The sequence below is a fragment of the Mesorhizobium sp. B2-7-2 genome, from assembly GCF_006440775.1.
In the GTDB taxonomy this organism is placed as follows: Bacteria; Pseudomonadota; Alphaproteobacteria; order Rhizobiales; family Rhizobiaceae; genus Mesorhizobium.
Genome location: NZ_VFTZ01000018.1, coordinates 24872 through 50310 on the forward strand (window position 1 = coordinate 24872; position 25439 = coordinate 50310).

General features: G+C 63.2%; 23 protein-coding genes. 11 read left to right on the forward strand and 12 right to left on the reverse strand.

Annotation, left to right across the window (positions count from 1 at the left end; genetic code table 11):
• Positions 1-83: 83 nt before the first annotated feature.
• Positions 84-1247, reverse strand: a complete 1164-nt coding sequence (locus FJ425_RS22355; RefSeq protein ID WP_140726134.1) for a M20 aminoacylase family protein — start codon at positions 1245-1247, stop codon at positions 84-86.
• 220 nt (positions 1248-1467) lie between these two features.
• Between FJ425_RS22355 and FJ425_RS22360 the strand changes: the two genes are divergently transcribed.
• On the forward strand, positions 1468-2634 hold the full coding sequence (locus FJ425_RS22360; protein WP_140726138.1) for a D-alanyl-D-alanine carboxypeptidase family protein: 1167 nt from the start codon (positions 1468-1470) through the stop codon (positions 2632-2634).
• 8 nt (positions 2635-2642) lie between these two features.
• Entirely contained in the window at positions 2643-3749 is a 1107-nt protein-coding gene (locus FJ425_RS22365; protein WP_140726141.1) for a GTP-binding protein, read from the forward strand.
• Here the strand turns inward: FJ425_RS22365 and FJ425_RS22370 are convergent.
• The 5 genes from FJ425_RS22370 to FJ425_RS22390 form a co-directional block, all read right to left on the reverse strand.
• Positions 3746-4015 (reverse strand): sulfurtransferase TusA family protein, encoded by a 270-nt coding sequence (locus FJ425_RS22370; protein WP_140692794.1) that lies wholly within the window; start codon positions 4013-4015, stop codon positions 3746-3748. The genes FJ425_RS22365 and FJ425_RS22370 overlap by 4 nt on opposite strands.
• Before the next feature lie 50 nt (positions 4016-4065).
• The gene (locus tag FJ425_RS22375; protein WP_140726144.1) at positions 4066-5361 is read right to left on the reverse strand and encodes a murein L,D-transpeptidase family protein; all 1296 of its coding nucleotides are present in this window, start codon (positions 5359-5361) and stop codon (positions 4066-4068) included.
• 222 nt (positions 5362-5583) lie between these two features.
• Complete coding sequence (locus tag FJ425_RS22380; protein ID WP_140726147.1) at positions 5584-6534, reverse strand: acetyl-CoA carboxylase carboxyltransferase subunit alpha; 951 nt, start codon at positions 6532-6534, stop codon at positions 5584-5586.
• A gap of 99 nt (positions 6535-6633) precedes the next feature.
• Positions 6634-7548 carry a site-specific tyrosine recombinase XerD gene (locus tag FJ425_RS22385; protein ID WP_140726150.1) on the reverse strand — a complete coding sequence of 305 codons (915 nt, stop codon included), beginning with the start codon at positions 7546-7548 and terminating at the stop codon, positions 6634-6636.
• A 36-nt stretch (positions 7549-7584) separates the two neighbouring features.
• Positions 7585-7737 carry a hypothetical protein gene (locus tag FJ425_RS22390; RefSeq protein ID WP_042643428.1) on the reverse strand — a complete coding sequence of 51 codons (153 nt, stop codon included), beginning with the start codon at positions 7735-7737 and terminating at the stop codon, positions 7585-7587.
• A 190-nt stretch (positions 7738-7927) separates the two neighbouring features.
• Between FJ425_RS22390 and FJ425_RS22395 the strand changes: the two genes are divergently transcribed.
• The 3 genes from FJ425_RS22395 to FJ425_RS22405 are packed head-to-tail and all read left to right on the forward strand — an operon-like array spanning position 7928 to position 10586.
• Positions 7928-8557, forward strand: a complete 630-nt coding sequence (locus FJ425_RS22395) for a shikimate kinase (RefSeq protein ID WP_140726153.1) — start codon at positions 7928-7930, stop codon at positions 8555-8557.
• Complete coding sequence (aroB, locus tag FJ425_RS22400; RefSeq protein ID WP_140726156.1) at positions 8554-9693, forward strand: 3-dehydroquinate synthase; 1140 nt, start codon at positions 8554-8556, stop codon at positions 9691-9693. Before FJ425_RS22395 ends, aroB begins: the two co-directional genes overlap by 4 nt.
• Positions 9690-10586, forward strand: coding sequence for a transporter associated domain-containing protein (locus tag FJ425_RS22405; RefSeq protein WP_140692777.1), 897 nt, complete (start codon positions 9690-9692; stop codon positions 10584-10586). Before aroB ends, FJ425_RS22405 begins: the two co-directional genes overlap by 4 nt.
• Positions 10587-10994: 408 nt before the next feature.
• Here FJ425_RS22405 and FJ425_RS22410 read toward each other — a convergent pair whose 3' ends face one another.
• The 3 genes from FJ425_RS22410 to FJ425_RS22420 are packed head-to-tail and all read right to left on the reverse strand — an operon-like array spanning position 10995 to position 15850.
• Positions 10995-12542 (reverse strand): SpoVR family protein, encoded by a 1548-nt coding sequence (locus FJ425_RS22410; protein WP_140726159.1) that lies wholly within the window; start codon positions 12540-12542, stop codon positions 10995-10997.
• Positions 12543-12570: 28 nt separating this feature from the next.
• Positions 12571-13881, reverse strand: coding sequence for a YeaH/YhbH family protein (locus tag FJ425_RS22415; RefSeq protein WP_140726161.1), 1311 nt, complete (start codon positions 13879-13881; stop codon positions 12571-12573).
• Between the two features lie 19 nt (positions 13882-13900).
• Entirely contained in the window at positions 13901-15850 is a 1950-nt protein-coding gene (locus FJ425_RS22420; protein WP_140726164.1) for a PrkA family serine protein kinase, read from the reverse strand.
• Between the two features lie 276 nt (positions 15851-16126).
• On the opposite strand from FJ425_RS22420, the gene FJ425_RS22425 reads away from it, so the two are divergent.
• Positions 16127-16933, forward strand: coding sequence for an alpha/beta hydrolase (locus FJ425_RS22425; protein ID WP_140726167.1), 807 nt, complete (start codon positions 16127-16129; stop codon positions 16931-16933).
• Positions 16934-16937: 4 nt separating this feature from the next.
• Here the strand turns inward: FJ425_RS22425 and FJ425_RS22430 are convergent, their stop codons facing one another.
• Complete coding sequence (locus tag FJ425_RS22430) at positions 16938-17240, reverse strand: BolA family protein (protein ID WP_095767436.1); 303 nt, start codon at positions 17238-17240, stop codon at positions 16938-16940.
• Between the two features lie 136 nt (positions 17241-17376).
• Between FJ425_RS22430 and FJ425_RS22435 the strand changes: the two genes are divergently transcribed.
• The 5 genes from FJ425_RS22435 to FJ425_RS22455 all read left to right on the forward strand — a co-directional run bounded on the left by FJ425_RS22435 (position 17377) and on the right by FJ425_RS22455 (position 22513).
• A complete protein-coding gene (locus FJ425_RS22435; protein WP_095767437.1) occupies positions 17377-18000 on the forward strand; it encodes a J domain-containing protein in 624 nt (207 codons plus the stop codon).
• Positions 18001-18125: 125 nt separating this feature from the next.
• Entirely contained in the window at positions 18126-19112 is a 987-nt protein-coding gene (cobS, locus tag FJ425_RS22440) for a cobaltochelatase subunit CobS (protein WP_140726172.1), read from the forward strand.
• A 9-nt stretch (positions 19113-19121) separates the two neighbouring features.
• Positions 19122-19592 carry a hypothetical protein gene (locus FJ425_RS22445; RefSeq protein ID WP_140726175.1) on the forward strand — a complete coding sequence of 157 codons (471 nt, stop codon included), beginning with the start codon at positions 19122-19124 and terminating at the stop codon, positions 19590-19592.
• A gap of 9 nt (positions 19593-19601) precedes the next feature.
• On the forward strand, positions 19602-21500 hold the full coding sequence (gene cobT, locus FJ425_RS22450) for a cobaltochelatase subunit CobT (protein WP_140726178.1): 1899 nt from the start codon (positions 19602-19604) through the stop codon (positions 21498-21500).
• A complete protein-coding gene (locus FJ425_RS22455) occupies positions 21497-22513 on the forward strand; it encodes an esterase-like activity of phytase family protein (RefSeq protein ID WP_140726181.1) in 1017 nt (338 codons plus the stop codon). Before cobT ends, FJ425_RS22455 begins: the two co-directional genes overlap by 4 nt.
• A 51-nt stretch (positions 22514-22564) precedes the next feature.
• Here the strand turns inward: FJ425_RS22455 and FJ425_RS22460 are convergent, their stop codons facing one another.
• Entirely contained in the window at positions 22565-23368 is an 804-nt protein-coding gene (locus tag FJ425_RS22460; protein ID WP_140542551.1) for a hypothetical protein, read from the reverse strand.
• A gap of 220 nt (positions 23369-23588) precedes the next feature.
• Positions 23589-25364: a GtrA family protein gene (locus FJ425_RS22465; protein ID WP_140726184.1), complete on the reverse strand. Its 1776-nt coding sequence runs from the start codon at positions 25362-25364 to the stop codon at positions 23589-23591.
• Positions 25365-25439: the final 75 nt, after the last annotated feature.

The window sequence follows — 25439 nt, forward strand, 5'->3', positions numbered from 1 at the left end:
CGGCCCGACACATAAACGCTTCGGGCCGGTTCGCCAAGAGGCGAGAAGGCGATGGGAACGCCGCCGCCTTCGCCTGCGTGCGCTCAGGCGGCGAGCGCGGTCTCGGCCAGCTTCACCCAATAGCTCATGCCGTGCGGGATGACCTCGTCGTTGAAGTCGTAGGCCGGGTGATGCAGGCCGGCCGAGTCGCCATTGCCGATGAAGATGAAGGCGCCGGGGCGGGCTTCCAGCATATAGGAGAAATCCTCGCCGCCCATAACCGGCTGGATGGCGCGGTGGACGTGGCTGTCGCCGGCGATGTCGGCGGCGATATCGCCCGCAAACACGGTTTCCTCGGCATGGTTGAAGGTGACAGGGTAGTTGGCGTCGTAATCGACCTCGATGGTAGCGCCGAAGGCGGAGGCGAGGCCGGCGCAGAGTGCGCGAATGCGCTCTTCCGATTTCTTGGCCACTTCTTTCTTCAGCGTGCGCACGGTGCCGGCGATCTCGGCGCTTTCGGGGATGACGTTATAGGCGTCGCCGGCGTGGAACTTCGTCACCGACACCACCACGGACTCGACCGGATCGGTGCTGCGCGAGGCAATGGTTTGCAGCGCGCCGACCAACTGGCTGGCGATGACGATCGGGTCGATCGTGCCGTGCGGCATCGCGGCATGGCCGCCGCGGCCCTTGACGGTGATGGTGAATTCGGCGGTCGCGGCCATGATCGGGCCGGGCTTGATGGCGAACTGGCCGACCGGCAGGCCCGGCATATTGTGCATGCCGAACACTTTCTCGATGTCGAAGCGCTCCATCATGCCGTCCTTGACCATTTCGTTGCCGCCGCCGCCGCCTTCCTCTGCCGGCTGGAAGATCACCGCCACAGTGCCAGCGAAATTGCGCGTCTCGGCCAGATATTTGGCGGCGCCCAAGAGCATGGCGGTGTGGCCGTCATGGCCGCAGGCATGCATCTTGCCGCGCACGGTCGAGGCCCACGGCTTGCCGGTGATCTCGTCGATCGGCAGCGCGTCCATGTCGGCGCGCAACCCGATGGTCGGGCCATCGCCCTTGCGGCCGTGGATGATGCCGACGACGCCGGTCTTGCCCAGTCCCGTCACCACCTCGTCGCAGCCGAAGGCCGTCAGCTTCTCGGTGACGAAGCCGGCTGTCTGGAAGACGTCGAAATTCAGCTCTGGTGTCTGGTGCAGATGTCGTCGCCAGCCGGCAACTTCTTCCTGCATTTGCGCGGCGCGGTTCAGAATCGGCATGGTCGGTCCATCTCTTGGTTGACTGGCGGCAGTCGGTTCAGAGCCACTGCTCAGCAATTGTGAATATATGGCACTTTGCCATTTTGGCGTCACATAGGGTAAATAGCACCGCAACAATGCGGCTCGGGATCGAGGGTCGGCCCGCATTATGCTGGCGATGGGTAACGAAATCTTACGGAGCCAGCGGCGATCACGGCAAGAGGCGATTTCGGATTTGATCATGCGGCAAAGGCATTTCCTCAACCTGTTGCTGGCAGGCGCGCTGGCGCTTCCGGGGCTTGCCGGCACGGCGCGCGCCAATCCGGTCGTGCTTTTCGACCTCAAGAGCGGCACTGTGCTGGAGCACCAGGACGCGTTCAAGCGTTGGTATCCGGCCTCGCTCAGCAAGCTGATGACGGCCTATGTCGCCTTCCGCGCCATCCAGGCCGGCGAGGTGGCGCTCGATTCGCCGATCAAGGTGACGAAGCACTCGGCCGGCGAGCCGCCGAGCAAGATGGGCTTCAAACCGGGTTCGGTGATGCGGCTCGACAACGCGCTGAAGATGATGCTGGTCAAGTCGGCCAACGACATAGCCATGGCAGTCGGCGAGAATATCGGCGGGTCGCAGGCCGCATTCGCCGAGCGCATGAACGCCGAGGCTGCCCGGCTCGGCATGGTGGGCACGCATTTCGTCAACCCGAACGGACTCTATTCGCCGGAACAGTATACGACCGCGCGCGACCTTGCCGTGCTGGTGACGGCGTTGCGCAATGATTTTCCGCAATATGCCCCGTGGTTCTCGATCGAAGGCCTTGCCGTCGGCAAGAAGGCGCTCCCGAATTACAATCTCCTGATCGGCCGCTATCCGGGCGCCGACGGCATGAAGACCGGCTTCGTCTGCCCGTCCGGCTTCAACATGATCGGCTCGGCGACGCGCAACGGGCGCACGCTGGTCGCCGTGGTGCTTGGCGAGAAATCGGCGATCAGCCGCGCCGAAGCGGCGGCAAAGCTGCTCGACCAGGGTTTTGAGATGCCGGCGGCGGGTTCGACCACGCTGGCCGCTCTCAAGCCCTATGGTGACACGCTGTCACCCAACGACATGCATGACGAGATCTGCGGGAAAAAGCCGAAGGCGGAGCAATCGGAGGCGGCGCCCGAAGTTGCCGCAAAGGACAAGCCGAAGTCGCCTTACCAGGTGAAGCTCACCCACCCTACGCTCATCGCGGTCGGCCTCGGCGGCGCCACGGGACCCGCGCCCAAGGCGTTCGTCGACCAGACTGACCAGAACTATGCCGATGTGCCGCTGCCGATCTGGCGGCCGGACAGGCCGGCGCCGCCCGGCGCCGAGCCGCTGGCGACCGCCGCTGCCGGAGCGCAGGGCGACCAGCCCGTCAAAGCTGCCAATTAGGCAAACCAATGAGCAGCTTTCCCATTCCCGTTTCGGTGCTCACCGGCTTTCTCGGCGCCGGCAAGACGACGCTGCTCAATCGGCTGCTCAAGGATCCGGCGCTTGCCGATACGGCGGTGATCATCAACGAGTTCGGCGAGGTGGCGATCGACCATCTGCTGGTGGAGCAGGCTTCCGACGGTATCATCCAGCTTTCCGACGGCTGCCTCTGCTGCACGGTGCGTGGCGACCTTGTCGATACGCTCGCCGATCTGGTCGACCGGCTGCAGACCGGCCGTATCGCGAAATTGGCCCGCGTCGTCGTCGAGACGACGGGCCTGGCCGATCCGGCACCGGTGCTGCAGTCGATCATGGCGCATCCGGCGCTGGTGCAGGCGTTTCGGCTCGACGGCGTCATCACGCTGGTCGACGCCGCCAACGGCGAGGCGACGCTCGACGCCCATGTCGAGGCGGTGAAACAGGCCGCAGTGGCCGACCGCGTCGTGCTGACCAAGACAGACCTTGTGGACGCGGCCGCAGTCGAGGCGTTGCGGGCAAGGCTCAAGCAGATCAATCCGGGCGCCGTCGTGCTCGATGCCGACGAGGCCGGCGCCGCGGCGCTGTTCAATTGCGGCCTCTATGATCCTGAAACCAAGTCCGCCGACGTGCGGCGCTGGCTTGGCGAAGAGGCGGCGCACGACCATGATCACGACCATCACCACCATGACGGCGACCATGATCCTCACCACCATCATGAGCATCGCCACGACACGCGCGTGCGCTCGCACTCGCTTGTCCATGACGGCCCGGTGCCGTTCTCGGCGATCGAGATGTTCCTCGACCTCCTGCGCTCGACGCATGGCGAGAAACTCCTGCGCATGAAAGGTGTCATCGAACTCGCGGAGGATCCCTCGCGGCCGCTGGTCATCCATGGCGTGCAGAAGATCCTGCATCCGCCGGCGAGACTGCCGGCCTGGCCCGACGGCCAGCGCGGAACCAGGCTGGTGCTGATCACGCTCGACATGCCTCAGGACTATATCCAGCGGCTGTTCGCGGCCTTCACCAACAAGCCGTCGATCGACACGCCGGACCGCGCGGCGCTGGAAGCCAATCCGCTGTCGATTGCCGGGCTTTAAGCTGAAGCAAGCAGGTCAGCCGCGTTGCCGCGCTCGACCAGGAAACGGTGGCCGCCAGTGACGGCCGCCGTCTCGAGCAGCTGGTGGCCGGCATCGGCGCAGAAGGCCGGGATATCGATCACTGCCAGCGGATCGGTGGTTTCGAGCCACAGCCGGGCGCCAGGTCGCATCGCGGCCAGCCGCTTGCGGGCCTTCAGCACCGGCAACGGACAGTTCAGTCCCTTGAGATCGTAGATGGCGGGCGGCTTTGCCTTTTGTTCATGCATGTCGTTATCCCAAAACCGCCTTCCACTTTTGGGCGACATGCATAAAAATCTCAGCCGCCGAACATGCCGAGAAGCTTCTTCTTCAGCTTCGACACGGTGCCCTGGTCGGCGTCGGCGGCCTGCGTTTCCTGCGCCGGCTGGGCGGGCGCGGCTTCGACGCCAGCGGTGACGACCGGCTGCTGCGCCGCCTGCTTGGCGGCCTCCTTCTCGGCCAGCGCCTGCGCCCTTGCCTGTGCCTTGGCGGCCTTGGCCGCCTCGATCGCCGCCAGGCGCTGCTCTTCGGCCTTGCGCTTGGCTTCCTTTTCCGCGTCGGCTGCCGCCATCTTGCGGCCGAGCGGGGAATCGATGCGGCCCATGCGGCTAGTTTCGGTCACCGAGCCGTCGGAATTCAGCGATGGCGGGTCGATCGGCACACGCTCGCCGCGGGCGCGGCGCTTCGACCAGTCTGAAACGATGCTGGCTTCCTTGACGCCGGCAATCGTCGGCTTCGGCGGCGGCGTGCTCGAATTCACGGCCGAATTGAAGGCCGCGTCGTAGCTCTTCTCGTAATTGGCATAGGCGGTCCTCAGCGAATCCGGCTGGGTCATCGCGGGGCAGGGGCCTGTCGGGTCGAAGGTCGTGCCTTCGGGCGCGACCTGGTTGAAGACGTAGCGCTTCTCGCAGACGTCGACCTTCGGCGGCACCTTGGTGATCTCGAAATTGTCGTAGCCGACCTTCAGCATCTTCCAGAACTCGTAGTTCGGGTCGTTGCGGTAGCGCGCCATGTTGGCGGCGGTCATGCGGAACGGAAAGGCCTGGATCTGGAACTCGGTCTGGCCGCCCTGGAAGGCGTCGCGGCCGAAGGCATAGATCTGCTCGATCTGGGCATCGGTCATCGAATAGCAGCCGGACGACGAGCAGGCGCCATGGACCATCAGGTTCTGGCCGGTGCGGCCATTGGCGCGGTCGTAGGCGTTGGGGAAGCCGATGTTGAAGGACAGGTGGTAGCTCGAGCGCGGGTTCATCTGCGAGGGACGGACCGTGTAGAAACCTTCCGGCGCCTGGCGGTCGCCCTCGGTGTATTTGGGGCCGAGCTTTCCCGACCATTTGCAGATGTCGTAGGTGGCGACAAGATCGTAACGGCCATTGGTCTTGGCCTTCCAGATCTCGAGCTTGCCCTCCTCCTTGAAGATGCGCGCCATCACCGAGGAGGTGCGCACCATGCCCTTGGCCCTCATGTCGGCGAGGATCTTGTCGGGCAACGGCTTGTTGGCCTCCGGCGCGAAGTCCTTCATCGACGAATCGTTGCAGCCGGCGATGCCGATGGCGGCGATCAGGATTCCGGTGCGGGCAAGCTTGGCAAACATCGATACGGCTACGTCTCTATCTCTCGGGCCAACGGCTCTCGGCATGGCCGGGCCCATAGGCTGAACACCAGTGGACCGTAAGCCCGTTAACCTTGAAAATTCCTTACCGCAAGCCTTGGCAAACCCCTCGCGGCGATTTCCATTGAGCCGAATCCGGCGGCATTTTTGTGGCGGAATTGCTTATTCCGGCCACAGTTGAACGTCTTGCCGGGATTTGAGAGGTCAGAGGCTGCGGCCCATCGCCAGGTATTTCTCGCGGCGCTGCTCGCGGAAATCGGTGTTGGCGCCGGCGAAATCCTTCATCGTCCTGGCGATGAGGTCGCCGGTGGACGCAATCACCGTTTCCGGCGCGCGCTGGGCGCCGCCCATCGGCTCGGGAATGATGGCGTCGATGATCTTCATCTCGAGAAGATCCTGCGCGGTGATCTTCATGTTGGTCGCCGCGTCCTTCGAGCGCGTGGTGTCGCGCCACAGGATCGAGGCGGCGCCTTCGGGCGAAATCACCGAATAGATGGCATGCTCCAGCATATAGACGCGATTGGCGGTGGCGATCGCGATGGCGCCGCCGGAACCTCCTTCGCCGATGACCACCGAGATCGACGGCACTTTCAGCGCCAGGCAGGCCGAGGTCGAGCGCGCGATGGCTTCGGCCTGGCCGCGCTCCTCGGCGCCGACGCCGGGATAGGCGCCGGCCGTGTCGACCAGCGTCAAAAGCGGGATCTGGAAGCGGTCGGCCAATTCCATCAGCCGCACCGCTTTGCGGTAGCCCTCTGGCCGCACCGAGCCGAAATTGTGCTTGATGCGGCTTGCGGTGTCCGAGCCCTTTTCCTGGCCGATGATCGCCACCGGCTCGCCGCGAAAACGCGCGAAGCCGCCGACGATCGCCTGGTCGTCGCCGTAATTGCGGTCGCCGGCCAAAGGCGTGAAATCGGTGAACAGCGTCTTGATGTAGTCGACGCAATGCGGGCGGTCTGGATGGCGCGCGACCTGCACCTTCTGCCAGGGCGTGAGCGCCTTATAGAGATCGCGCAAAGCGTCGCGCGAGCGCTTTTCCAGCCTGCTGATCTCTTCGGCGACATCGACCGCCTCGCCGTTCTCGGCAAGCTTCTTCAGCTCAAGGATCTTGAGCTCCAGATCCTGCACCGGCTTTTCGAAGTCGAGGTAGTTGTACATGCTTGGGCGGACCGATCCGTCGGAAGGCAATGGCTGGCGGAACCGCTGAAATGCCGGCTCCGGGCGGTGGAACGTCGCCCTCACATAGCGATATGAGGCCTAGTCGGCAAGCGGGTGATGATCGTTGACCAGCCGCACCAGCCGCTCCTCCAGCACGTGGGTGTAGATCTGCGTGGTCGAGATGTCGGCATGGCCCAGGAGTTGCTGAACGGCTCTGAGATCGGCGCCGTTCTGCAGGAGATGGCTGGCAAAAGCATGGCGAAGCACATGCGGCGAGATTTTTGCCGCTTCTATCCCCGTCCGCGCGGCCAACCCCTTGAGATCGCGGGCGAAAACCTGCCGGGAGAGATGGCCGCTGTCGGAAGAGGCCGGAAACAGGAACGGGCTCTCGGCAAAGGCCGGCCGCTCGGCCCTTGCGGCGAGCCAGGCGCGCATGGCGGCGCGCGCCTTGGTCGAGAGCGGCACCATGCGTTCCTTGTCGCCCTTGCCGCGCACCATGAAGAAGCGATCGTCGCGCAACGCCACCGTGACCGGCAGGCCGACCAGTTCCGACACGCGCAAGCCCGTTGCGTAGAGCACTTCGACCAGCGCGTGCAGGCGCAACGCGGCCAGCCTGTCGCTATCCGGCCCGGATTCTCCGGCTTCCTGCGCAGCCCGGTCGAGCAGGCGCCCAGTCTCGGCTTCGCTCATCGTCTTCGGCAGCGGCCGGCCCTTGCGCGGGCTGTCCAGCGTGCCGGTCGGGTCGTCGCCGCGCAGCCCTTCGGCATAGAGGAATTTGAAGAACTGGCGGATGGCCGACAATTTGCGCGCCTGCGAGGTCGGCGCGAAGCCACGTGCGGCGATGTCGTCGAGATAGGCACGGATGTCGGCCGATCCCGCGCCCGCCAGTCCGCCCTTGATCGCTTCGGAAGCATCCTCCAGGTCGCGACGATAGGACGAAAGCGTGTTGTCGGCCGCGCCTCGCTCGGCGCTCATCATCTCGAGGAAGGCTTCGATGCGGGCGGCGCTGTTCATCGGGCCGGGATCAGCTCTTTGTCGGTTTTTCGTGGGTCAGTTTTTCTTCGGGTTGAGCTTTTCAGCCGGAATGCGGATGCTCATTTCGGCCTTTTTCGGCTCCACGAACATCGCCAGCGCGAACATCGCGCCATAGGCAATGCCTGCAAGAACCGCCAGCGTCACGACGAAGCGAAACAAAGTCGGCATTCAATTTTCGCCCGTCTTGTTGTTCTGCGTTTCCAAAGCCCTGTGCCCTTATGGGACGCCAATCCGGCCAATTCAAGCACGAAGCATTTCGCTGAACAGGAGGTTTTGCCGGGGAAGCTTCGCGGCCGTTTGTCCGGCCGTGCTTGACGCAAACAGGCTTTTGATGTCGATACGGCGCAAAGAGGCCCCGATGAACGCTCTGCCATCAAATCCGACAGACGAAGGCCGCGCCGCGCTGATCGAACGGCTCGGAAGCCGGTCGATCGTCTTCGTCGGACTGATGGGCGCCGGCAAGACCGCGATCGGCCGCAAGGTGGCGACGATGCTGTCGCTGCCCTTCATGGACAGCGACCAGGAGATCGAAAGCGTCTCGCGCATGACGGTGCCGGAGTTGTTCGAGCGCTATGGCGAGCCGGAATTCCGCGCGCTGGAGCAGCGGGTGATCCTGCGTCTGCTGGAGAACGGACCGCAGGTGCTGTCGACCGGCGGCGGCGCCTTCATGAACGCGCAGACGCGCGAGGCGATTTCCGCGCATGGCGTATCGGTCTGGCTGAAGGCCGATCTGGACCTGTTGATGGAGCGCGTTTCGAAGAAGCAGAACCGGCCGCTCTTGAAGAATCCCGATCCGCGTGGCGTGCTGGAGAAGCTGATGGGCGAGCGCTATCCGGTCTATGCCATCGCCGACCTGACGGTGCCGACACGCGACGACCGCAAGGAGATCATCGCCGGCGAAGTCGTCGCGGCGCTTTGCGCCCATCTCGGCATCGACGCGATCGCAACGGGCGCTACAAGCGCCACAACTGACGAGGTTCAGTCGTGAGCGAACCGGTGAAGGTCGAGGTCGGGCTCGGCGACCGCGCCTATGATATTCTGATCGGCTCAGGATTGCTGGCGCGTTCCGGCGAGGAGATCGCACGCCGGCTTCCTGGTACCCGCGCGGCCATCGTCACCGACGAGAATGTCGCCGCCGCGCATCTCGACACGCTGAAGGCTGGGTTGGACAAAGGCGGCATCCAGTCCGTTGTCATCACGCTGCCTGCGGGCGAAAAGACCAAGAGTTTCGTCCATCTGGAGGAAGTGGTCGACGGCGTGCTCGCGGCAAGGCTCGAACGCCGCGACGTGGTGATCGCGCTCGGCGGCGGCGTCATCGGCGACCTTGCCGGTTTTGCTTCCGGCATCGTGCGCCGAGGCATGAATTTCGTTCAGATACCGACCTCGCTGCTGGCGCAGGTCGATTCTTCCGTCGGCGGCAAGACCGGCATCAACAGCGCGCGCGGCAAGAACCTCGTCGGCGTCTTCCACCAGCCCAGGCTGGTGCTTGCCGACACCCAGTTGCTCGATACGCTGACGATCCGCGAGTTCCGCGCCGGCTATGCTGAGCTTGCCAAATACGGGCTGATCGACCGCCCGGCCTTCTTCGCCTGGCTTGAACAGAACTGGGGGCAAGTCTTTGCCGGCGGTCCGGCGCGGGTCGAGGCGATCGCCGAGGCCTGCCGCGCCAAGGCCGACGTCGTTGCCCGCGACGAGTTCGAGACCGGCGACCGCGCCCTGCTCAATCTCGGCCACACTTTCGGTCATGCGCTCGAAGCTGCCACGCAGTATGATGGGAGCAGGCTCGTCCATGGCGAGGGCGTCGCCATCGGCATGGCGCTGGCGCACCGTTTCTCGGCGCGTCTCAACCTGGCGAGCCCGGACGACGCGGAGCGCGTCGAAGCGCATCTGCGCGCCGTAGGCCTGCCCTGGCGGATGGCCGACATTCCAGGCGAGCTGCCGAACGCCGAGGCGTTGCTCGGCTTCATCACCCAGGACAAGAAGGTCTCGCGCGGCGCGCTGACCTTCATCCTGACGCGCGGCATCGGCCACGCTTTCATCGCCAAGGACGTGCCGTCGTCGGAAGTGCTCTCCTTCCTCAAATCGAACCATCCCGGATGGCTCGAGGTGAGCCATCCCGGATGAACGGCGCCGGCTGGATCGTCGCCGCCGTCCTTGCCGCCATCGTGCTTTTGGCGCTTTTCTTCCGCGCCCGATTGCTTGCCGCTTGCGGCTATGCGCTGCGGCCGATCGAGCCGGCGCAGCGGTCCGAGCGCAACGGCAAGGATGAAGACGGCGACGAACCTCGCCGCGAGGGCGCGGCTGCCGGTGAGGAGCGCAATCGGCTCGAGGGCCTGTTCGACCTCGATGAGCTCGAAGTCTCGGACGTCATGGTCCACCGCACCAATATGCGCTCGGTCAATGCCGACAATGCGCCGGAGGCGGTGGTGCGCGAGATCCTGCAGAGCCCGCACACCCGCATGCCGCTATGGAAGGGCTCGCTCGACAACATCGTCGGCGTGTTGCACGCGAAGGATCTGCTGAGGGCCCTCAACGAGGTCGGCAACGATTTTTCGCGGATCGACGTCATGAAGATCGCGGCCAAGCCGTGGTTCGTGCCGGACACCACCACCTTGCAGGAACAGCTCAACGCCTTCCTGCGGCGCAAGGCGCATTTCGCCATCGTCGTCGACGAGTATGGCGAGGTCGAAGGGCTGGTGACGCTGGAGGATATCATCGAGGAGATCGTCGGCGAGATCGCCGACGAGCACGACATCGACATGCAGGGCGTCAAGAAAGAGGCCGACGGCTCGGTCGTCGTCGACGGCACGGTGCCAATCCGCGATTTGAACCGCGCGCTCGACTGGGATCTGCCCGACGAGGAAGCCACCACGATCGCCGGCCTCGTCATTCATGAGACGCAGTCGATCCCGGAGGAGAAGCAGGCCTTCACCTTCCACGGCAAGCGTTTCGTGGTGATGAAGCGCGAGAAGAACCGCATCGCCCGATTGCGGATACGTCCCGCCAGCGAGGGCTAGTGCCCCGCCAGCGAGGGCTAGTTCACGAACGCAGAAATCTTGACTGGTCGGCCATGTCGCGTTGGCAGGTGGTATGCCTTGGAGGTTGGCCGAAACGGTCCGGCCTCGTCATCCACGGGCGGAGCAAGGAGCGTAGCGACGCGCGTAGACCCGAGGATCCATGCCGGGACGCATGAGCGCTGCTGCGATGCAGAATTCTGCTCCGCTGCGTTCTTCGATCAAGGCCACGGAATGGATTCCAGGGTCTCCGCGACGCCGCTTTGCGGCTGCTCCGCCCTGGAATGACGAGGTTGGAAGGCTTCAGCCAATCCCCAACCGTGTGCGCTGATTTCACCGAAGCGAACGGTGCCGCCCGACAACCCTTCAAAATCCCTACGCCGAAGAAACCGGCCGTCTCAGAGACCCGGCTCAAAGCTCCTTGGTCCAACGCTCGCTGAGCATCGCGCCGGTACCGGCATCGATTGCCGCCAGGCTGACATCATAGCCCCATAGGTTGCGGATATGGCGCAGCGTCGCGTCGCGGCTCTGGCCCTCGAGCATGACGCCATCCTTGACCACGTGCTGGAGCCGCAGATGCCGGTCGCCGAGCAGGTCGACGTCAACCACCTGGATATCGGGACGGTTGGCGCCGATATCGTAGCTTTGCGCCAACGCCGACCTTATCTTGCCATAGCCGCGCTCATTGTGAATCGAGGCCACTTCATAGTGCGGCTCGTCGGCACCGTCGGCCAGCACGAAGAGCCGCCATTTGCGGATCAGCCTTGGGCTCAGATACTGCCGGATGAAGGATTCGTCGCGGTGGTTGGCCCAGGCGTCGAGCAAGGTGTCGCGCCAGTCGCCGTGGCCGGCGATGTCGGGAAACCAGTCGCGGTCCTCGGCGGTCGGCGCGGTCGAGATACGCTGGATGTCCTGCATCATGTCGAGACCCAGCGCATAGGGATTGATGCCGGAAAAGCGCGGGTCGTCATAGGCCGGCTGGAAGACCACGTTCGAGTGGTTGCGCAGGATTTCGAGCATGGCGCCTTCGTTGATGCGGCCACGGTCGAACAGCATGTTCATGAGCGTGTAATGCACGAAGGTCGCGCAACCTTCGTTCATCACCTGGGTTTGCCGCTGCGGATAAAAATATTGCGCGATGACGCGCACGATCCTGACGATCTCGCGCTGCCAGGGCTCGAGGACGAGACTGTTCTTCTCGAGGAAATAGAGCAGGTTCTCCTCCGGCAGATTGAGCGATTTCTTCCGCTCGGCAGCGTCGTCGTCAGCGGCTGTTTTGGTATCGTCGCTCTCTTGCGAAGGCGGTAGTGTCCGCCAGAGATCGTTGAACGAACGCTCCTCGTATTCCAGGCGCTCGCGCAGCCCTTCGCGCTGCTGCTCGGACGACAGTCTCGGCGGCCGATGATAGCGGAACACACCCTGCTCCATCAGCGCGTGGGCCGAATCCAGGATAGCCTCCACGGCCGCCAGGCCATGCCGTTCCTCGCATCGGGCTATGTAGCTCTTGGCAAAATCCAGATAGCTCAGGATGCCGCCGGCGTCCGTCCATTGCCGGAAAAGGTGATTGTTCTTGAAGAAATGATTGTGTCCCAGCGCGGCATGCGCCGTCACCAAAGCCTGCAGGGCCATGGTGTTTTCTTCCATGAGGTAAACGATGCAGGGATTGGAGTTGATGACCAGTTCATAGGCCAGACCGCGTGCGCCCTTACGGTAGAGCAGTTCGTTATAGAGGAAGTGCTTGCCGAATGACCAATGCCGGTACATCAGCGGCATGCCCACCGACGAATAGGCGTCGAGCATCTGCTCGGAAGAGATGATCTCCATCTGCACCGGGTAGATGTCGAGGCGAAGCTCTTCGAGGCCGATCGCTTCGATCTCGTCATAGACCCGGGACAGCTTGTTGAAATCCCAGTCCGACCCGGAAAACAGCAATTCGGATTTGTGCGCCTGGCTGACCATCGGCCTATGTCCCTTCGAGCCTCAGTCCTCAAGCGCTCTTGCGCAGATCAGGTTGCCTGGCGAAGAGCTCGCGGAAGACCGGATATATGTCGGCCGGCGCGGCGATGCGCCTCATCTGGAAATTCGGCCATTTCCCGTCGACGGCATTGTAGGCGCGCCAGAGCGACGTGCCGTTCTCGGTCGAGCCGAAAATGTGGCTTTCCCGCTCGTCGATGATCTCCACATAGGCGAAATACTGGCAAAGCCGCATCAGCTTGCGGTCGAGCAGTTCTATGCAGCGCTCGGAATCGGTGGCGAAATTGTCGCCGTCGGAGGCCTGGGCGGCGTAGATGTTCCATTCGGCGACCGGGTAGCGTTCCTCGATGATGCGGTGCATTTCCTCGAGCGCGGTGGAGACGACCGTGCCTCCGCTTTCGGTGTGGTAGAAGAACGTATGCTCGTCCACCTCCTTGGCTTCGTGGGTGTGGCGGATGAAGACGACCTCGGTGCGTTCGTAGCGCCGTGTCAGAAACAGATGCAGCAGCACGAAGAAGCGTTTGGCCAGATCCTTCTCGCGCTCTCCCATCGAGCCGGAGACGTCCATCAGACAGAACATCACCGCGCTGGCGTTCGGCACCGGCTGGGGATCGAAGCGGTTGAAACGGATATCGACCGGATCGACATAGGCAATTCGCCTGCGCCTGCGCTCGACCCGGTCGAACTCCTCGCGCAGGGCAGCGATGCGTTCGCTCATCGCCGCGCTTGCCGGCTTCGCTTCAAGCTCGGCAATCTGCAGGGCGATTGCGTCCAACTCCGCCTGCTTGGGACGCCTGAGCGCGATGCGGCGCCCATGGCTGTTGCGCATCGTGCGTCCGACATTGATGTTGGTCGGCGCTCCGCTTGCCGTGAAGCCTGCCCGTCTCGGCTTGAAGCTCAGTATCTGCTTGAGATTGAGCTTAACCAGATCCGGCAGTTCGAGGTCCTCGAAGAAAAGATCGAGCACTTCCTCGCGTGACAGCACAAAGCGGAAGTCGTCTTCGGATTCCGTGGTCCCTGGAGCCGATCCGTAGCCTCCGCCGCCGCCCGGTTTGGAGATAAGATCGCCAGGGCTGAATGTCCTGTTGCCGGGCAGGATGTGCTGGCGCCTGCCGCTTTCCTTGTCGTCGCCGAAGGTGGGTTCGCTGGTGCCCTTACGAGGCATCGGCACGGCATGCTCGCGGTCAATGTCGGCGATACGACCTGTCCGGACGTGGTCGCGGATGCTGCGCTTGAGATCATCACGGGCGCGTCGGAGGAAGCGCTGGCGATTGCCCAGGCTCTTGTCCTTCGGGTTCAGGCGGCGGTCGATGAAGATCGGCATGGAACCGTCCCGGTTTTGCTCAACCCGCCTTGTTCACGCGCATGTACCAGTCGACCAGCCGGCGAACCTGCCGCTGGGTGTAGCCGCGTTCCACCATACGCTGCACGAATTCGTTGTGCCGCTTCTCCGTGACGCTGTCCTGCTTGGAGCCGAAGCTGATCACCGGCAGCAGGTCCTCGACCTGGCCGAACATGCGCTTCTCGATGACCTCGCGAAGCTTTTCATAGCTCGTCCAGGAGGGATTGCGGCCATGGTTGCGCGCCCGGGCACGCAAGGTGAATTTGACCACTTCGTTGCGGAAGTCCTTAGGGTTGGCGATGCCGGCCGGTTTTTCGACCTGCGACAATTCCTTGTCCAGCACCTCGCGGTTGAGGATTTGGCCGGTGTCGGGGTCCTTGTAGTCCTGATCCTCGATCCAGGCGTCGGCATAGGCGATGTAGCGGTCGAAGAGGTTCTGACCATACTCGCTGTAGGATTCCAGATAGGCCTTCTGGATCTCATGGCCGATGAACTCGGCATAGCGCGTCGCGAGTTCCGATTTGATGAATTCGAGGAAGGCGGCTTCCGTTTCTTTCGGGAATTGCTCGCGCTTGATGGCCTCTTCGAGGATGTACATCAGGTGCACGGGATCGGCCGCCACCTCCTTGGTGTCGTAGTTGAACGTCTGCGACAGGATCTTGAAGGCAAAGCGCGTGCTTACCCCGGTCATGCCCTCGTCGACGCCGGCGGCGTCGCGATACTCCTGGACCGATTTGGCCTTGGGGTCGATCTCCTTGAGGTTCTCGCCGTCATAGGCGCGCATCTTGGTGTAGAGCGGTGAGTTCTCGTGCTCGGCAAGGCGGGTCGAGACGGTGAAGCGGCTGAGGATGTCCAGCACTTCGGGCGCGCAGGGGCTGTTTGCCAGCTCGCTCTCGCGCAGCAGCTTCTCGTAAATATGCCTCTCCTCGGTAACACGAAGGCAATAGGGAACCTTGACCACGAGGATGCGGTCGAGGAAGGCTTCGTTGTTCTTGTTGTTCTTGAACTGCTGCCATTCCGATTCGTTGGAATGGGCCACGACGATGCCCTGATAGGGGAAGGCACCGAAATTCTCGGTGCCGTTGTAGCTGCCTTCCTGGGTTGCCGTCAGCAATGGGTGCAGGACCTTGATGGGCGCCTTGAACATCTCGACGAATTCGAGCAGCCCTTGCGTGGTCCGGTTGAGGCCGCCGCTGTAGGAGTAGGCGTCCGGGTCGGACTGGCTGAAGTGCTCCAACTGCCTGATGTCGACCTTGCCGACCAGGGCCGAGACATCCTGATTGTTCTCGTCGCCGGGCTCGGTCTTGGCGATGGCGATCTGGCGCAGCCGCGACGGCATCAGCTTGACCACGCTGAATTTGGAGATGTCGCCAGACAGTTCGTCGAGGCGCTTGGCCGCCCAGGGCGAAATCAATCCGTTCAGGCGGCGGCGGGCGATGCCGTATTTGTCCTCCAGCAGATCGCCCATGCGATCGGGATGGAAAAGGCCGAGCGGCGATTCGAAGACCGGGCTGATCTTGTTGCCGACCTTGAGCGTGTAGATCGGGCGCTCCTCCATCAACTTCTTCAGCCGTTCGGCCAGCGAGGATTTGCCGCCGCCGACCGGGCCGAGGAGATAGAGGATCTGCTTGCGCTCCTCGAGGCCCTGCGAGGCATAGCGGAAATATCCGGCGATGCGCTCGATCGTATCCTCCATTCCGTAGAAGTCGGAGAAGGAGGGATAGACCTTGATGGTGCGGTTGGAGAAAATGCGGCCGAGCCGCTCGTCCTTGCTGGTGTCGACGAGGTTCGGCTCACCGATCGCCTCGACCATGCGCTCGGGCGCCGACGCATACATGGTTTTGTCTTCGCGGCAGGCCAGGAGATATTGCTGCAGGCTGATCTCTTCCTGAGCCGCGTTGGAATAAATCTCCGAAAACAGATCGAAGACGTCTGATTGGTTCTCGCGCATGGTGCTTTGCCTCGGAGCCGGTGGGCTGCCAATCGGCTCATCGCTGCATCAACTGCCGGAAAGCACTGTTTGTTCCCTTCACACGAAGGATAGCGCATGCAATCTGGCATTGACCCGGGGGATACCCGACGCGGCCGAAAATGCTCGCCCCAGAAATACGTGGTGATTGCCGGCGGAGCTTCAAGGTCCTGATTTGGTTTGCTACCCACAAGTTGTCATTATTAATCCAATCGAGGTGCGCGGCACGCTTGCGCCGTAACCTGGCCGGAGATGACGATGATCGATCGACGCGGCTTCATCGCGGCATCGCTGGGGGCGCTGCTCCCGGCAGGTGCGTCAGCCGCCAGTCGTCCGGGCCGGCAGGCACCGCAAACCCTCGATTACGGTCCGGCCAAGCTCGATATCTACGCGCCGGACGACGCGAACAAGCTGCCGGTGGTCTTCTTTGTCCATGGCGGCGCCTGGCGGTTCGGCAAACGCGGCCAGGTCGGCTCAAAGCCGGACTTCCTGCTCGCCAATGGCTTCGCGTTCGTCTCGATCGATTACCGCATGCTGCCGGAAGCCGATGTCGCTACCCAGGCCCGCGACGTCGAAAAGGCCTACGGCTATGTGCGCGCCAACATTGCCCGATACGGTGGCGATCCCAGTCGCATCGTCGGCATGGGCCATTCGGCCGGGTGCCATCTGATCGCGCTGACCGGCATGCGCGGCGGGTTGCCCGGTGTCGCCGCGCTGATCCTGGACGATACCAGGGCCTATGATCTTGCAGCGCTTTCCAGGAATGGCGGCATGGTGGGGGCCTATGCGCGTGCCTTTCCCGACCCGACACAATGGGCGGCGCTATCGCTGTCGACCCATGTCGACGGCAGGAAACATCCGCCGACCTTCATCGCCTATTCGCGCGCTCCCGGGCGAGGCGAGGCGTCGAAGGCTTTCGCGGAACGCCTGCGCGCCACCGGCGCCAAGGTCACGCTGTTCGACGGCAGCGCCTATACGCATATGTCGATCAATCGCGATCTCGGCCAGGACGGCGACGCCTTGACCGCGGCTGTGTTGGCCTTCCTCAAGGCGAGCGTCGGCTGAGAGCTTACCAGCGCGTCTTCTCGCCGGGTGCCGCCGGCTCGATTGCCAGCGCATGCACGCCGGCCTTCAGTTCGTCCGCGAGCAATTCGTTGACGGCACGGTGGCGCTCGATGCGAGCCATGCCGGCAAAGCTCGGCGAGACGATGCGAACGCGGAAATGCGTCTCGCCGGCGCCGTCGAACGTCGCGTGGTGGCCGGACTCGACGTGATGATGACCGGCGTGAAGGTGGCTCTCATTGATGACCGCTAGCCGTTCGGGCGAAAATGCTGCTTTCAGCTTGTTTTCGATTGTCGACTGTATGGACATCCGGGTTTCCCTTCCCCACATCTGCGGCACAGCCGCAAAATCTTGAATTTCGACCGCTTTTAAGCCGCGATTCAGCGGTTAGGGCGATCATCGGCGAAATGTCAATTCTTGTTTCGCATATGCGAACAGCCCATAAATGGGTGAGATGAAAGCGTATCCCAAATATTTCGAGAAAATTCGAATTCGGCCGGAGAAGGACGCGGAGCTGAAGTCGCGCGCGCCGATCTGCCAGTGGGACGGCTGCAACGAGGCCGGCACGCATCGCGCGCCGGTCGGGCGCCTCAAGGAGGGCGAGTATTTTCGCTTCTGCTTCGACCATGTGCGCGAATACAACAAGGGCTTCAATTACTTCTCCGGCGTGTCGGACACTGAGATCGCCCGCTTCCAGAAGGAGGCGCTGACCGGCCACAGGCCGACATGGCGCATGGGCGCCAATGGCGGCGGAACGCGCTCGGCGCCGGATTTCGCGCAGCAGCGTTCGGGACGGGCCGGCTACTACAACCGCATGCGCGATCCCTTCAATCTGTTCAGCGGCGGAGCACGCGAGCCGCGCGAGCGCAAGGCAAAGCCACTTGAGGCCAAGGCGCTGGAAACGCTTGGCCTTGACACAAAGGCGACTGGTCAGGACATCAAGGCGCGCTATAAGGAACTCGTTAAGCGTCACCATCCGGATGCGAATGGCGGCGACAGAGGTTCGGAAGACCGGTTCCGCGATGTGCTGCAGGCCTATCGCGTGCTCAAGCAAGCAGGATTGTGCTGAGCGGCCCCACGGTACCAAGTCGTTTTTCCAACTTTCATAAGGTTGGAAAAGGCTCTAAGACCGCCCCCGGACAAAATTGATTGCCGGCGAAACGCGGCGTTTCGCCCGTGGAGACGTTGATAGTGATGAACAAGGTCGATCGCGACATCGCCAACCTGCCCGACACGACGGTGTCGGTGAAGGAGAAATTCGGCTTCGATTCCAAGATGGTCGTTCCCGCCTATTCGGCGGCGACGGAGCATGTACCGGACATCGACCCGGATTATCTGTTCGACAAGGCGACGACATTGGCGATCCTCGCCGGCTTTGCCTACAACCGCCGCGTCATGGTGTCGGGCTATCACGGCACCGGCAAGTCGACGCATATCGAGCAGGTCGCGGCGCGGCTCAACTGGCCCTGCGTGCGCGTCAACCTCGACAGCCATGTCAGCCGCATCGACCTCGTCGGCAAGGATGCCATCGTCGTCAAGGAAGGGCTGCAGATCACTGAATTCCGCGACGGCATCCTACCCTGGGCCTATCAGCACAATGTGGCGCTCTGCTTCGACGAATATGATGCCGGCCGTCCGGACGTGATGTTCGTCATCCAGCGCGTGCTGGAATCGTCGGGCCGCCTGACCCTGCTCGACCAGAGCCGGGTCATCCGCCCGCACCCTGCATTCCGGCTGTTCGCCACCGCCAACACGGTCGGCCTCGGCGACACCACGGGCCTCTATCACGGTACGCAGCAGATCAACCAGGCGCAGATGGACCGCTGGTCGATCGTCACCACGCTCAATTACCTGCCGCACGACAATGAAGTGAACATCGTGCTGGCCAAGGCCAAGCACTATCGCGACAGCAAGGGCAAGGACATCGTCAACAAGATGGTGCGCGTCGCCGACATGACGCGTTCGGCCTTCATCAACGGCGACCTGTCGACCGTAATGAGCCCGCGCACCGTCATCACCTGGGCCGAGAACGCCGAGATCTTCGGCGACATCGGCATGGCGTTCCGGCTGACCTTCCTCAACAAGTGCGACGAGCTGGAGCGTTCGGTGGTGGCCGAGTTCTACCAGCGCGCCTTCGGCGAGGATCTGCCGGAGAGCGCCGCGAACGTGGTGCTGGGGTAGGCGGAGCCCATGCAACCAGCCCTGCGGACATTCCAGTGGGGTTTGCTGATTTTTTGCTTATCTGTCTGTCAGGTAGCTATGGCTCAAACCAACCCGTTCAAACCCGGGCAGATTTGGACTTACCGCGGAGCGGTACCTGCTTCATCTCGGGTAATCGTCGGTGCGGTTGACAGCTTCGATGGCAATCAACAGGCCATCGTGTCGATCTCTGTTACAGACGCGCCGATACCGACCGGCGAAAAACAACTGCAAACCGTTTCTCATATGCCCATTTCGGCGGAAGCTCTGAGAGCAAGTGTCGTTGAACTTGAAGGCGTCGCTCCGATCCCAAGTGGTTTTGAAAATGGATACCGTCAGTGGCGACAGGCTTATGACTCCGGAAAAGGGGGCTATTTCACAATTCCGGTGAAGGAAATTGTCGGAATTCTCCGTACTCAGTTTGACCAGCCGACACCAATCCAACAGCCGGAACTAAAATAGAGACGTATCATGGCGGGTCCAGGCGACAACACGCGCAACAAGCCGAAGAACGGGTCTGAAGCCGACAGCTTCAAGCGCGCGGTGACCGTCTGCATGCGCGCCGTCGCCGGCGACAAGGACCTCGAGGTCGGTTTTGCCAAGGACCGGCCGGCTTTGGCCGGCAACCGCGCTCGCCTGCCCGAACTGCCGAAGAAAGCGTCCCGCAATGACATTGCGATCACGCGCGGCCTGGGCGATTCCATGGCGCTGAAGCGCGCCTGCCACGATCAGCGCATCCACAACAGGCTGGCGCCGGAAGGCAAGCTAGCGCGTTCCATCTTCGACGCGGTCGAGCAGGCGCGCGTCGAGGCGATCGGCAGCCGCGCCATGCAGGGCGTGGCCGATAATATCGGCTCGATGCTTGAGGACAAATACGCCAAGGCGAACCTCGTCGACGTCAGGGACAAGGCGGACGCGCCGCTCGAGGAAGCGATTGCGCTGATGGTGCGCGAGAAGCTCACCGGACGTTCCGTGCCGAAGAGCGGTGAGCGGCTGGTCGATCTCTGGCGCCCCTGGATCGAGGAGAAGGCGAGCAGCGACCTAGAGGGCCTGTCGGCCAAGCTCGAGGACCAGCAGGCCTTTGCCCGCGTCGTGCGCGACATGCTGGTTTCCATGGAAATGGCCGAGCAACTCGGCGAGGACCAGGAAACCGACGACTCGGAGGAAAACGAAGAGAACGAGCAGCAGGGCGAGGAACAGAGCGAGGAAGGCGGCGAGGAGGATTCAGGCTCCGAGCAGTCGCAGTCGGAAGATGCCGAAGCCTCCGCCGACGACGAAGAGTCGGCCGAGACCGAAGCGACCGACGCCACCTCCGACGACCTGTCCGATGAGGACGACGCCGACGCCGAGACGCCGGGCGAGGCCAAGCGAAACGACAACCCGTTCCTGAACCTGCCGAAAGAGATCGACTACAAGGTCTTCACCACCGCCTTCGACGAGACGGTAGGCGCCGAGGAACTTTGCGAGGAAGAGGAGCTCGACCGGCTGCGCGCCTTCCTCGACAAGCAGCTTGCCAACCTTTCCGGAGTCGTCGGGCGGCTCGCCAACCGGCTGCAGCGCCGGCTGATGGCGCAGCAGAACCGCTCCTGGGATTTTGACCTGGAGGAAGGCTATCTCGATCCGGCCCGCCTGGTGCGCGTCGTCATCGACCCGATGCAGCCGCTGTCCTTCAAGCAGGAGCGCGACACCAAGTTCCGCGACACGGTGGTGTCGCTGGTGCTCGACAATTCGGGCTCCATGCGCGGCCGGCCGATCACCGTCGCCGCGACCTGCGCCGACATTCTGGCGCGCACACTGGAGCGCTGCGGGGTTTCGGTCGAAATCCTCGGCTTCACCACGCGGGCGTGGAAAGGCGGGCAGGCGCGCGAGAAGTGGCTGAAGGATGGCAAGCCGCCTAACCCCGGCCGGCTCAACGACCTGCGCCACATCATCTATAAATCCGCCGATCATCCGTGGCGGCGCGCGCGGCGCAATCTCGGGCTGATGATGCGCGAGGGCCTGCTCAAGGAAAACATCGACGGCGAGGCGCTGCTATGGGCGCATAACCGGCTGATCGGCCGGCCCGAGCAGCGCAAGATCCTGATGATGATCTCGGATGGCGCGCCGGTCGACGATTCCACGCTGTCGGTCAATCCGGGCAATTACCTGGAACGCCATCTGCGGGCGGTCATCGAGTTGATCGAGACGCGCTCGCCGGTCGAGCTGCTGGCGATCGGCATCGGCCACGACGTCACGCGCTATTATCGCCGCGCCGTCACCATCGTCGATGCCGAGGAACTCGCCGGCGCCATGACCGAGCAGCTCGCCTCGCTGTTCGGCGAGGAAAGCGCGCGCGACACGCGGCGCGGCGGATTGCGACGCGCCGGATGATCCTTTCGGGGCGGTGTGCGCGGCGGACGCTTTTCGCCTGCGTGCTGGCCTGCGCATCGCCGGCAGTTGCCGTTCCGGGAACTCCCGTCGAAACAATCGAGATTTCGGCGCGGCCGATCAGCCAGTTCCATATCGGCCGCGACGAGACGCGGTTCGGCCCGCTTGAATTCGTTGGCGGGCTGGAGATGACTTCGCAGGCGCGCGATTTCGGCGCGCTGTCGGCCTTTCGCTTTCTGAAGCCGGGCAGCGATTTCATCGGCGTCACCGACACCGGCTTCTGGTTCTTCGGCACGATCACCCATGACGCCGACCGACGTCCGTCCGGCGTTTCGAACTTCCGCCTGCAGCAGATGGTCGACGCTTCGGGCCGGCCGATCGACCGGAAATGGGAGGCCGACGCGGAAGGACTCGCGGTCAGGGACGGTATCGCCACCGTCGGCTTTGAGCGCGACCAGCGCGTCGCCCAGTTCAAGATCGATCCCGACAATATGAAAGCCCCGGTCAGGCAGCTCGACTATCAGGTCCCCGCCGAGGAGCTGCGCCAGAACCGCGGTTTCGAGACCGTCACCCATGCCAACGCTTATGGGCAGCACGCGGGCGGCCTGATCGTGGTCTCGGAGAGGAGCCTCGATGAAGCTGGCAACGTCTATGCCGCCATCATCGAGGGGCCGCATAAGGGCGTCTTCACCGTCAGACGCGACGGCGATTTCGACGTAACCGACGGCGCCTTCCTGCCGGACGGCGATCTGCTGCTGCTGGAGCGCAGTTTTTCGATCGCGCGCGGGGTGAAGATGCGGCTGCGGCGCATCTATGGCGAAAGCGTCGAGAAGGGCGCGGTCGCCGACGGGCCGGTGCTGATGGAGGCCGATATGGGCTACCAGATCGACAATATGGAAGGGCTCGACGTCTGGACCCGCGACGACGGCGCGCTGATGGTGTCGCTGATATCCGACGACAACCATTCGATCCTGCAGCGCAACCTCTACCTGGAATTCATCCTGCACCAGGATTGACGACGGCTGGCCGGCATGGATTCAGCCGTGCCGACGGCGGGCGCCGAGAGATTACCGGCCGACGTGGCGGACTTCGTTCATCACGAAATTGGCCGCGCGCTTGCTCCGGTTGCGGATCTTGAGCGTCGCGGTGTTGTCCACGAAATAGGTGTGAAGGATGCTGTCGCGGGTGCGGACTTCCGGTCCGACGGTGTCGACCGCGTGCCAGGTGTCGGTGCCGACCGCAAAGGCGTAGCCGGTGTTCGGCGAAAACGACATCCGGTGCGAATTCTCGAAACGCCCGTCCGGCATGCGCTCGGCGAAGCGGGTGCCGATATGGTTGATCGAGTCGTCCTCCGGCAGGTAGAACTGGACCGTGATCCCTTTCCATTTCGTGTCGGTGTGGAAGCCGATCTTGTAGCCCGCCACGTCGCGCGTCAGCATCGGCACCGGATACATGCCGACCTTCATGAAGTCCGAGCCGAACCGGCGCTCCAAGCCCGGGGCAAGGCGGCGCATGAATGCGTCCTTCAGCTGCGGCGCATGCAATGCCTTGCCAACCAGGGACCAAATCGCCCGCTTCTCCTGCGGCAGATGGCGGATGTATTCGGGGTAGAGGTCGATCTTGATGCGCGTCGGGGTGCCGTCGGCCTTGATATTCACATTGTTGCGCCCCTTGAGCGCACGATATTCGCGCGCCTCCGGCATGGCGGCGCGCATGCGCTGATAAAGGTCCGCCGGGAAAACATCGGTCATTTCCAGATGCCAGAAAGGCTTTTCCACAAAGGCGGCGCGGTTCACGGCGTCCACCATGTGGGAGATAACATGCTGCAGCGTGGCTGATGCTGGCGCCGCCGCGCCCTCTATGGCCGACATGGATGTCTTCTCCCCAAGCTAAAACCCCGAATTCAAATTTCTTGAATACATATATCGCCGCCCGAGCGAAATGCTAACCAAAGCACAGGCTGGACTGCAACGATTCACGGACTGATTTCGATAGCGGTTTTCTAAATCACGCAGTGAAATTGCATCAGCGCAAAGCAGGCGTGTTGCGAGGGGCGCTGTCGACGATGCTGATATGGCCGCGGGCCGATATTCAACGGACCTTGTAGATCTCGATCGGCTTTCCGGCGGTAGACTGGTCCAGTTCGAGCCATTCCGGCAGGTCGCCCCGCAGCAACGCCGCGACAAAACCCTTCGGCGCGTCCAGAGCCAGCGATATCTCTTCCGTGTTGCCGCGGCAGATCGCGACTAGCCCGACATGCTCGCGTTCGATGACGGCGCGGGCGGCGTCCGGCGTCCCCATGAACGCGTCGAGCATGGCGAGATTGCCGCCGACATTGCGGTGGTAAGGGCCGGCCAGCGCCCGGTGGCCGGTGAACGTCAATATTCCTGAGCCGAGATTGGACGAGGCAAGCACCGTCGTCGCGGGCATCGCGGCAAGATCGTGGAAGTCGCCCGGCTTGCCGCAGGTCACGGCATGGTCGGGGTCGGAATTAACCCGCTGCGGCGCCTGCTGGACCACGGACTGCGCCGCCACCGCGACCCCGGCCCACGTCGCGTTGAGCGAGACCAGCCACGCCATGACGATGCCGGTGGAAAGGCGCCACGAGGGCGCGGCGTTCGCCCGCAGGCGGATTCTCGCGATCCAGGCCGAGAGCGGCAGCACGGCGAAGGCGACGGAGAATGTCGAGCCACGCACCTGCCAAAGGCTGACGCCGAAGGCGGCGACGAGCAGGATGGCGGCGAGCACCTCGGCGCGGCGCAGGCGACGGGTTCGGAGCTGAAAGCCGACCAGCAGGATCGCGATGAAGGGGGTCACATAGCGCGCCGCCATCAGCTTCGGCTGGTGGATAGCGACGCTCCAGAAGGGCTGCGCTTCGACCACGTCGGCCAGCCAATAAATGCGGATACGTTCGTCCATGCCTGCATAGGGCGATGCCAGGCATTGTGGGAAGAACACGATCACAACGACCGCGACCACCGCCATCAGCGCCAGCATCGAAACCAGCCGCGCCCGGCGGCTGGATGCGGCAAAGGTACTGGCGATCACGAGGCCGAAGCCGGACAATGCGGCAACAGCGAACTGGAAGGAGGAGAAGGCGTCGCATTGGGCCACGCCCCAGTCGGCCGGCCGGATGGTCGCCACGAAGACCAGAGAGGCGATGCCGGCAAATCCGAGGCCGAAGCCTCGCGCCGTGACGCGCTCCTTGTCGTCGAGGATGAACAGGACAGCGGCGCAGATGCCGAGCACCGCCACATAGGGAGCGGTCTCCATGCCGACCGCGAGCGTCAGGCTAGCGCAAATACCCGACAGAAGGGCAGCGGGCCGCCAGGAGGGCACTTCCATCAGAAGCCAGAGGCTGGCCGCCGTCAGCAACAGCTGGACGTTGTGGTGATCGATCACCCCCGGGCTGTAGATCACCAGATAGAACAGCGCCGCCGTCGACAGGATGACTGCCGGCATCGCGACATTCGCAGCGGCGAAGCGCTGCGAGGCGCGCATGAGCACGAATATGGTCAGCCCGTAGAGGAGGGTCGGCCAGATGATCTGCGCGGCGCGCTCGGCGGTGGCCGTGCTGGCGCCCAGCGCATCGAAGGCCATGATGATCAGCGCGAGCGGCGTATCGACAAGCCGCGACCAATGCATGACGAAGCCGCCCGAGGTTCCCATCCTGTATTGGTGGAGATCGAACCAGCCCTGCCCGCCGAGCAGGTCGCGAACCTCGACCAGCCGCAGCATGCTGTCATTGTCGGCGCCATAGTCGCCGAGGGTTGGAAAACCGGAAACGGCGTTGATCGTCAGCACCACCAGCGTAGCGCACAGCGCAAGCAGAAGGTCGTTTTTCCAACCGTTGCCTGGCATGGTCATGCTGGTCGCGATGCCCTGGAGAATTTTCGCGATCCTGCACGATCGGGCGTAACAAAGCGTAAAGCCGCCGCGGCT

Excerpts from the sequence above, each read along its gene's own strand:
- FJ425_RS22395 (WP_140726153.1), top strand. The coding sequence starts at position 7,928 with ATGAACGCTCTGCCATCAAATCCGACAGACGAAGGCCGCGCCGCGCTG.
- FJ425_RS22380 (WP_140726147.1), bottom strand. The coding sequence starts at position 6,534 with ATGTACAACTACCTCGACTTCGAAAAGCCGGTGCAGGATCTGGAGCTC.
- FJ425_RS22430 (WP_095767436.1), bottom strand. The coding sequence starts at position 17,240 with ATGTCCATACAGTCGACAATCGAAAACAAGCTGAAAGCAGCATTTTCG.
- FJ425_RS22455 (WP_140726181.1), top strand. The coding sequence starts at position 21,497 with ATGATCCTTTCGGGGCGGTGTGCGCGGCGGACGCTTTTCGCCTGCGTG.
- FJ425_RS22390 (WP_042643428.1), bottom strand. The coding sequence starts at position 7,737 with ATGCCGACTTTGTTTCGCTTCGTCGTGACGCTGGCGGTTCTTGCAGGC.
- FJ425_RS22415 (WP_140726161.1), bottom strand. The coding sequence starts at position 13,881 with ATGCCGATCTTCATCGACCGCCGCCTGAACCCGAAGGACAAGAGCCTG.
- cobT (WP_140726178.1), top strand. The coding sequence starts at position 19,602 with ATGGCGGGTCCAGGCGACAACACGCGCAACAAGCCGAAGAACGGGTCT.
- FJ425_RS22410 (WP_140726159.1), bottom strand. The coding sequence starts at position 12,542 with ATGGTCAGCCAGGCGCACAAATCCGAATTGCTGTTTTCCGGGTCGGAC.
- FJ425_RS22370 (WP_140692794.1), bottom strand. The coding sequence starts at position 4,015 with ATGCATGAACAAAAGGCAAAGCCGCCCGCCATCTACGATCTCAAGGGA.
- FJ425_RS22460 (WP_140542551.1), bottom strand. The coding sequence starts at position 23,368 with ATGTCGGCCATAGAGGGCGCGGCGGCGCCAGCATCAGCCACGCTGCAG.
- FJ425_RS22360 (WP_140726138.1), top strand. The coding sequence starts at position 1,468 with ATGCGGCAAAGGCATTTCCTCAACCTGTTGCTGGCAGGCGCGCTGGCG.
- FJ425_RS22355 (WP_140726134.1), bottom strand. The coding sequence starts at position 1,247 with ATGCCGATTCTGAACCGCGCCGCGCAAATGCAGGAAGAAGTTGCCGGC.
- FJ425_RS22425 (WP_140726167.1), top strand. The coding sequence starts at position 16,127 with ATGATCGATCGACGCGGCTTCATCGCGGCATCGCTGGGGGCGCTGCTC.
- FJ425_RS22375 (WP_140726144.1), bottom strand. The coding sequence starts at position 5,361 with ATGTTTGCCAAGCTTGCCCGCACCGGAATCCTGATCGCCGCCATCGGC.
- FJ425_RS22420 (WP_140726164.1), bottom strand. The coding sequence starts at position 15,850 with ATGCGCGAGAACCAATCAGACGTCTTCGATCTGTTTTCGGAGATTTAT.
- FJ425_RS22465 (WP_140726184.1), bottom strand. The coding sequence starts at position 25,364 with ATGACCATGCCAGGCAACGGTTGGAAAAACGACCTTCTGCTTGCGCTG.
- FJ425_RS22385 (WP_140726150.1), bottom strand. The coding sequence starts at position 7,548 with ATGAACAGCGCCGCCCGCATCGAAGCCTTCCTCGAGATGATGAGCGCC.
- FJ425_RS22445 (WP_140726175.1), top strand. The coding sequence starts at position 19,122 with ATGCAACCAGCCCTGCGGACATTCCAGTGGGGTTTGCTGATTTTTTGC.
- FJ425_RS22365 (WP_140726141.1), top strand. The coding sequence starts at position 2,643 with ATGAGCAGCTTTCCCATTCCCGTTTCGGTGCTCACCGGCTTTCTCGGC.
- FJ425_RS22435 (WP_095767437.1), top strand. The coding sequence starts at position 17,377 with ATGGGTGAGATGAAAGCGTATCCCAAATATTTCGAGAAAATTCGAATT.
- cobS (WP_140726172.1), top strand. The coding sequence starts at position 18,126 with ATGAACAAGGTCGATCGCGACATCGCCAACCTGCCCGACACGACGGTG.
- FJ425_RS22405 (WP_140692777.1), top strand. The coding sequence starts at position 9,690 with ATGAACGGCGCCGGCTGGATCGTCGCCGCCGTCCTTGCCGCCATCGTG.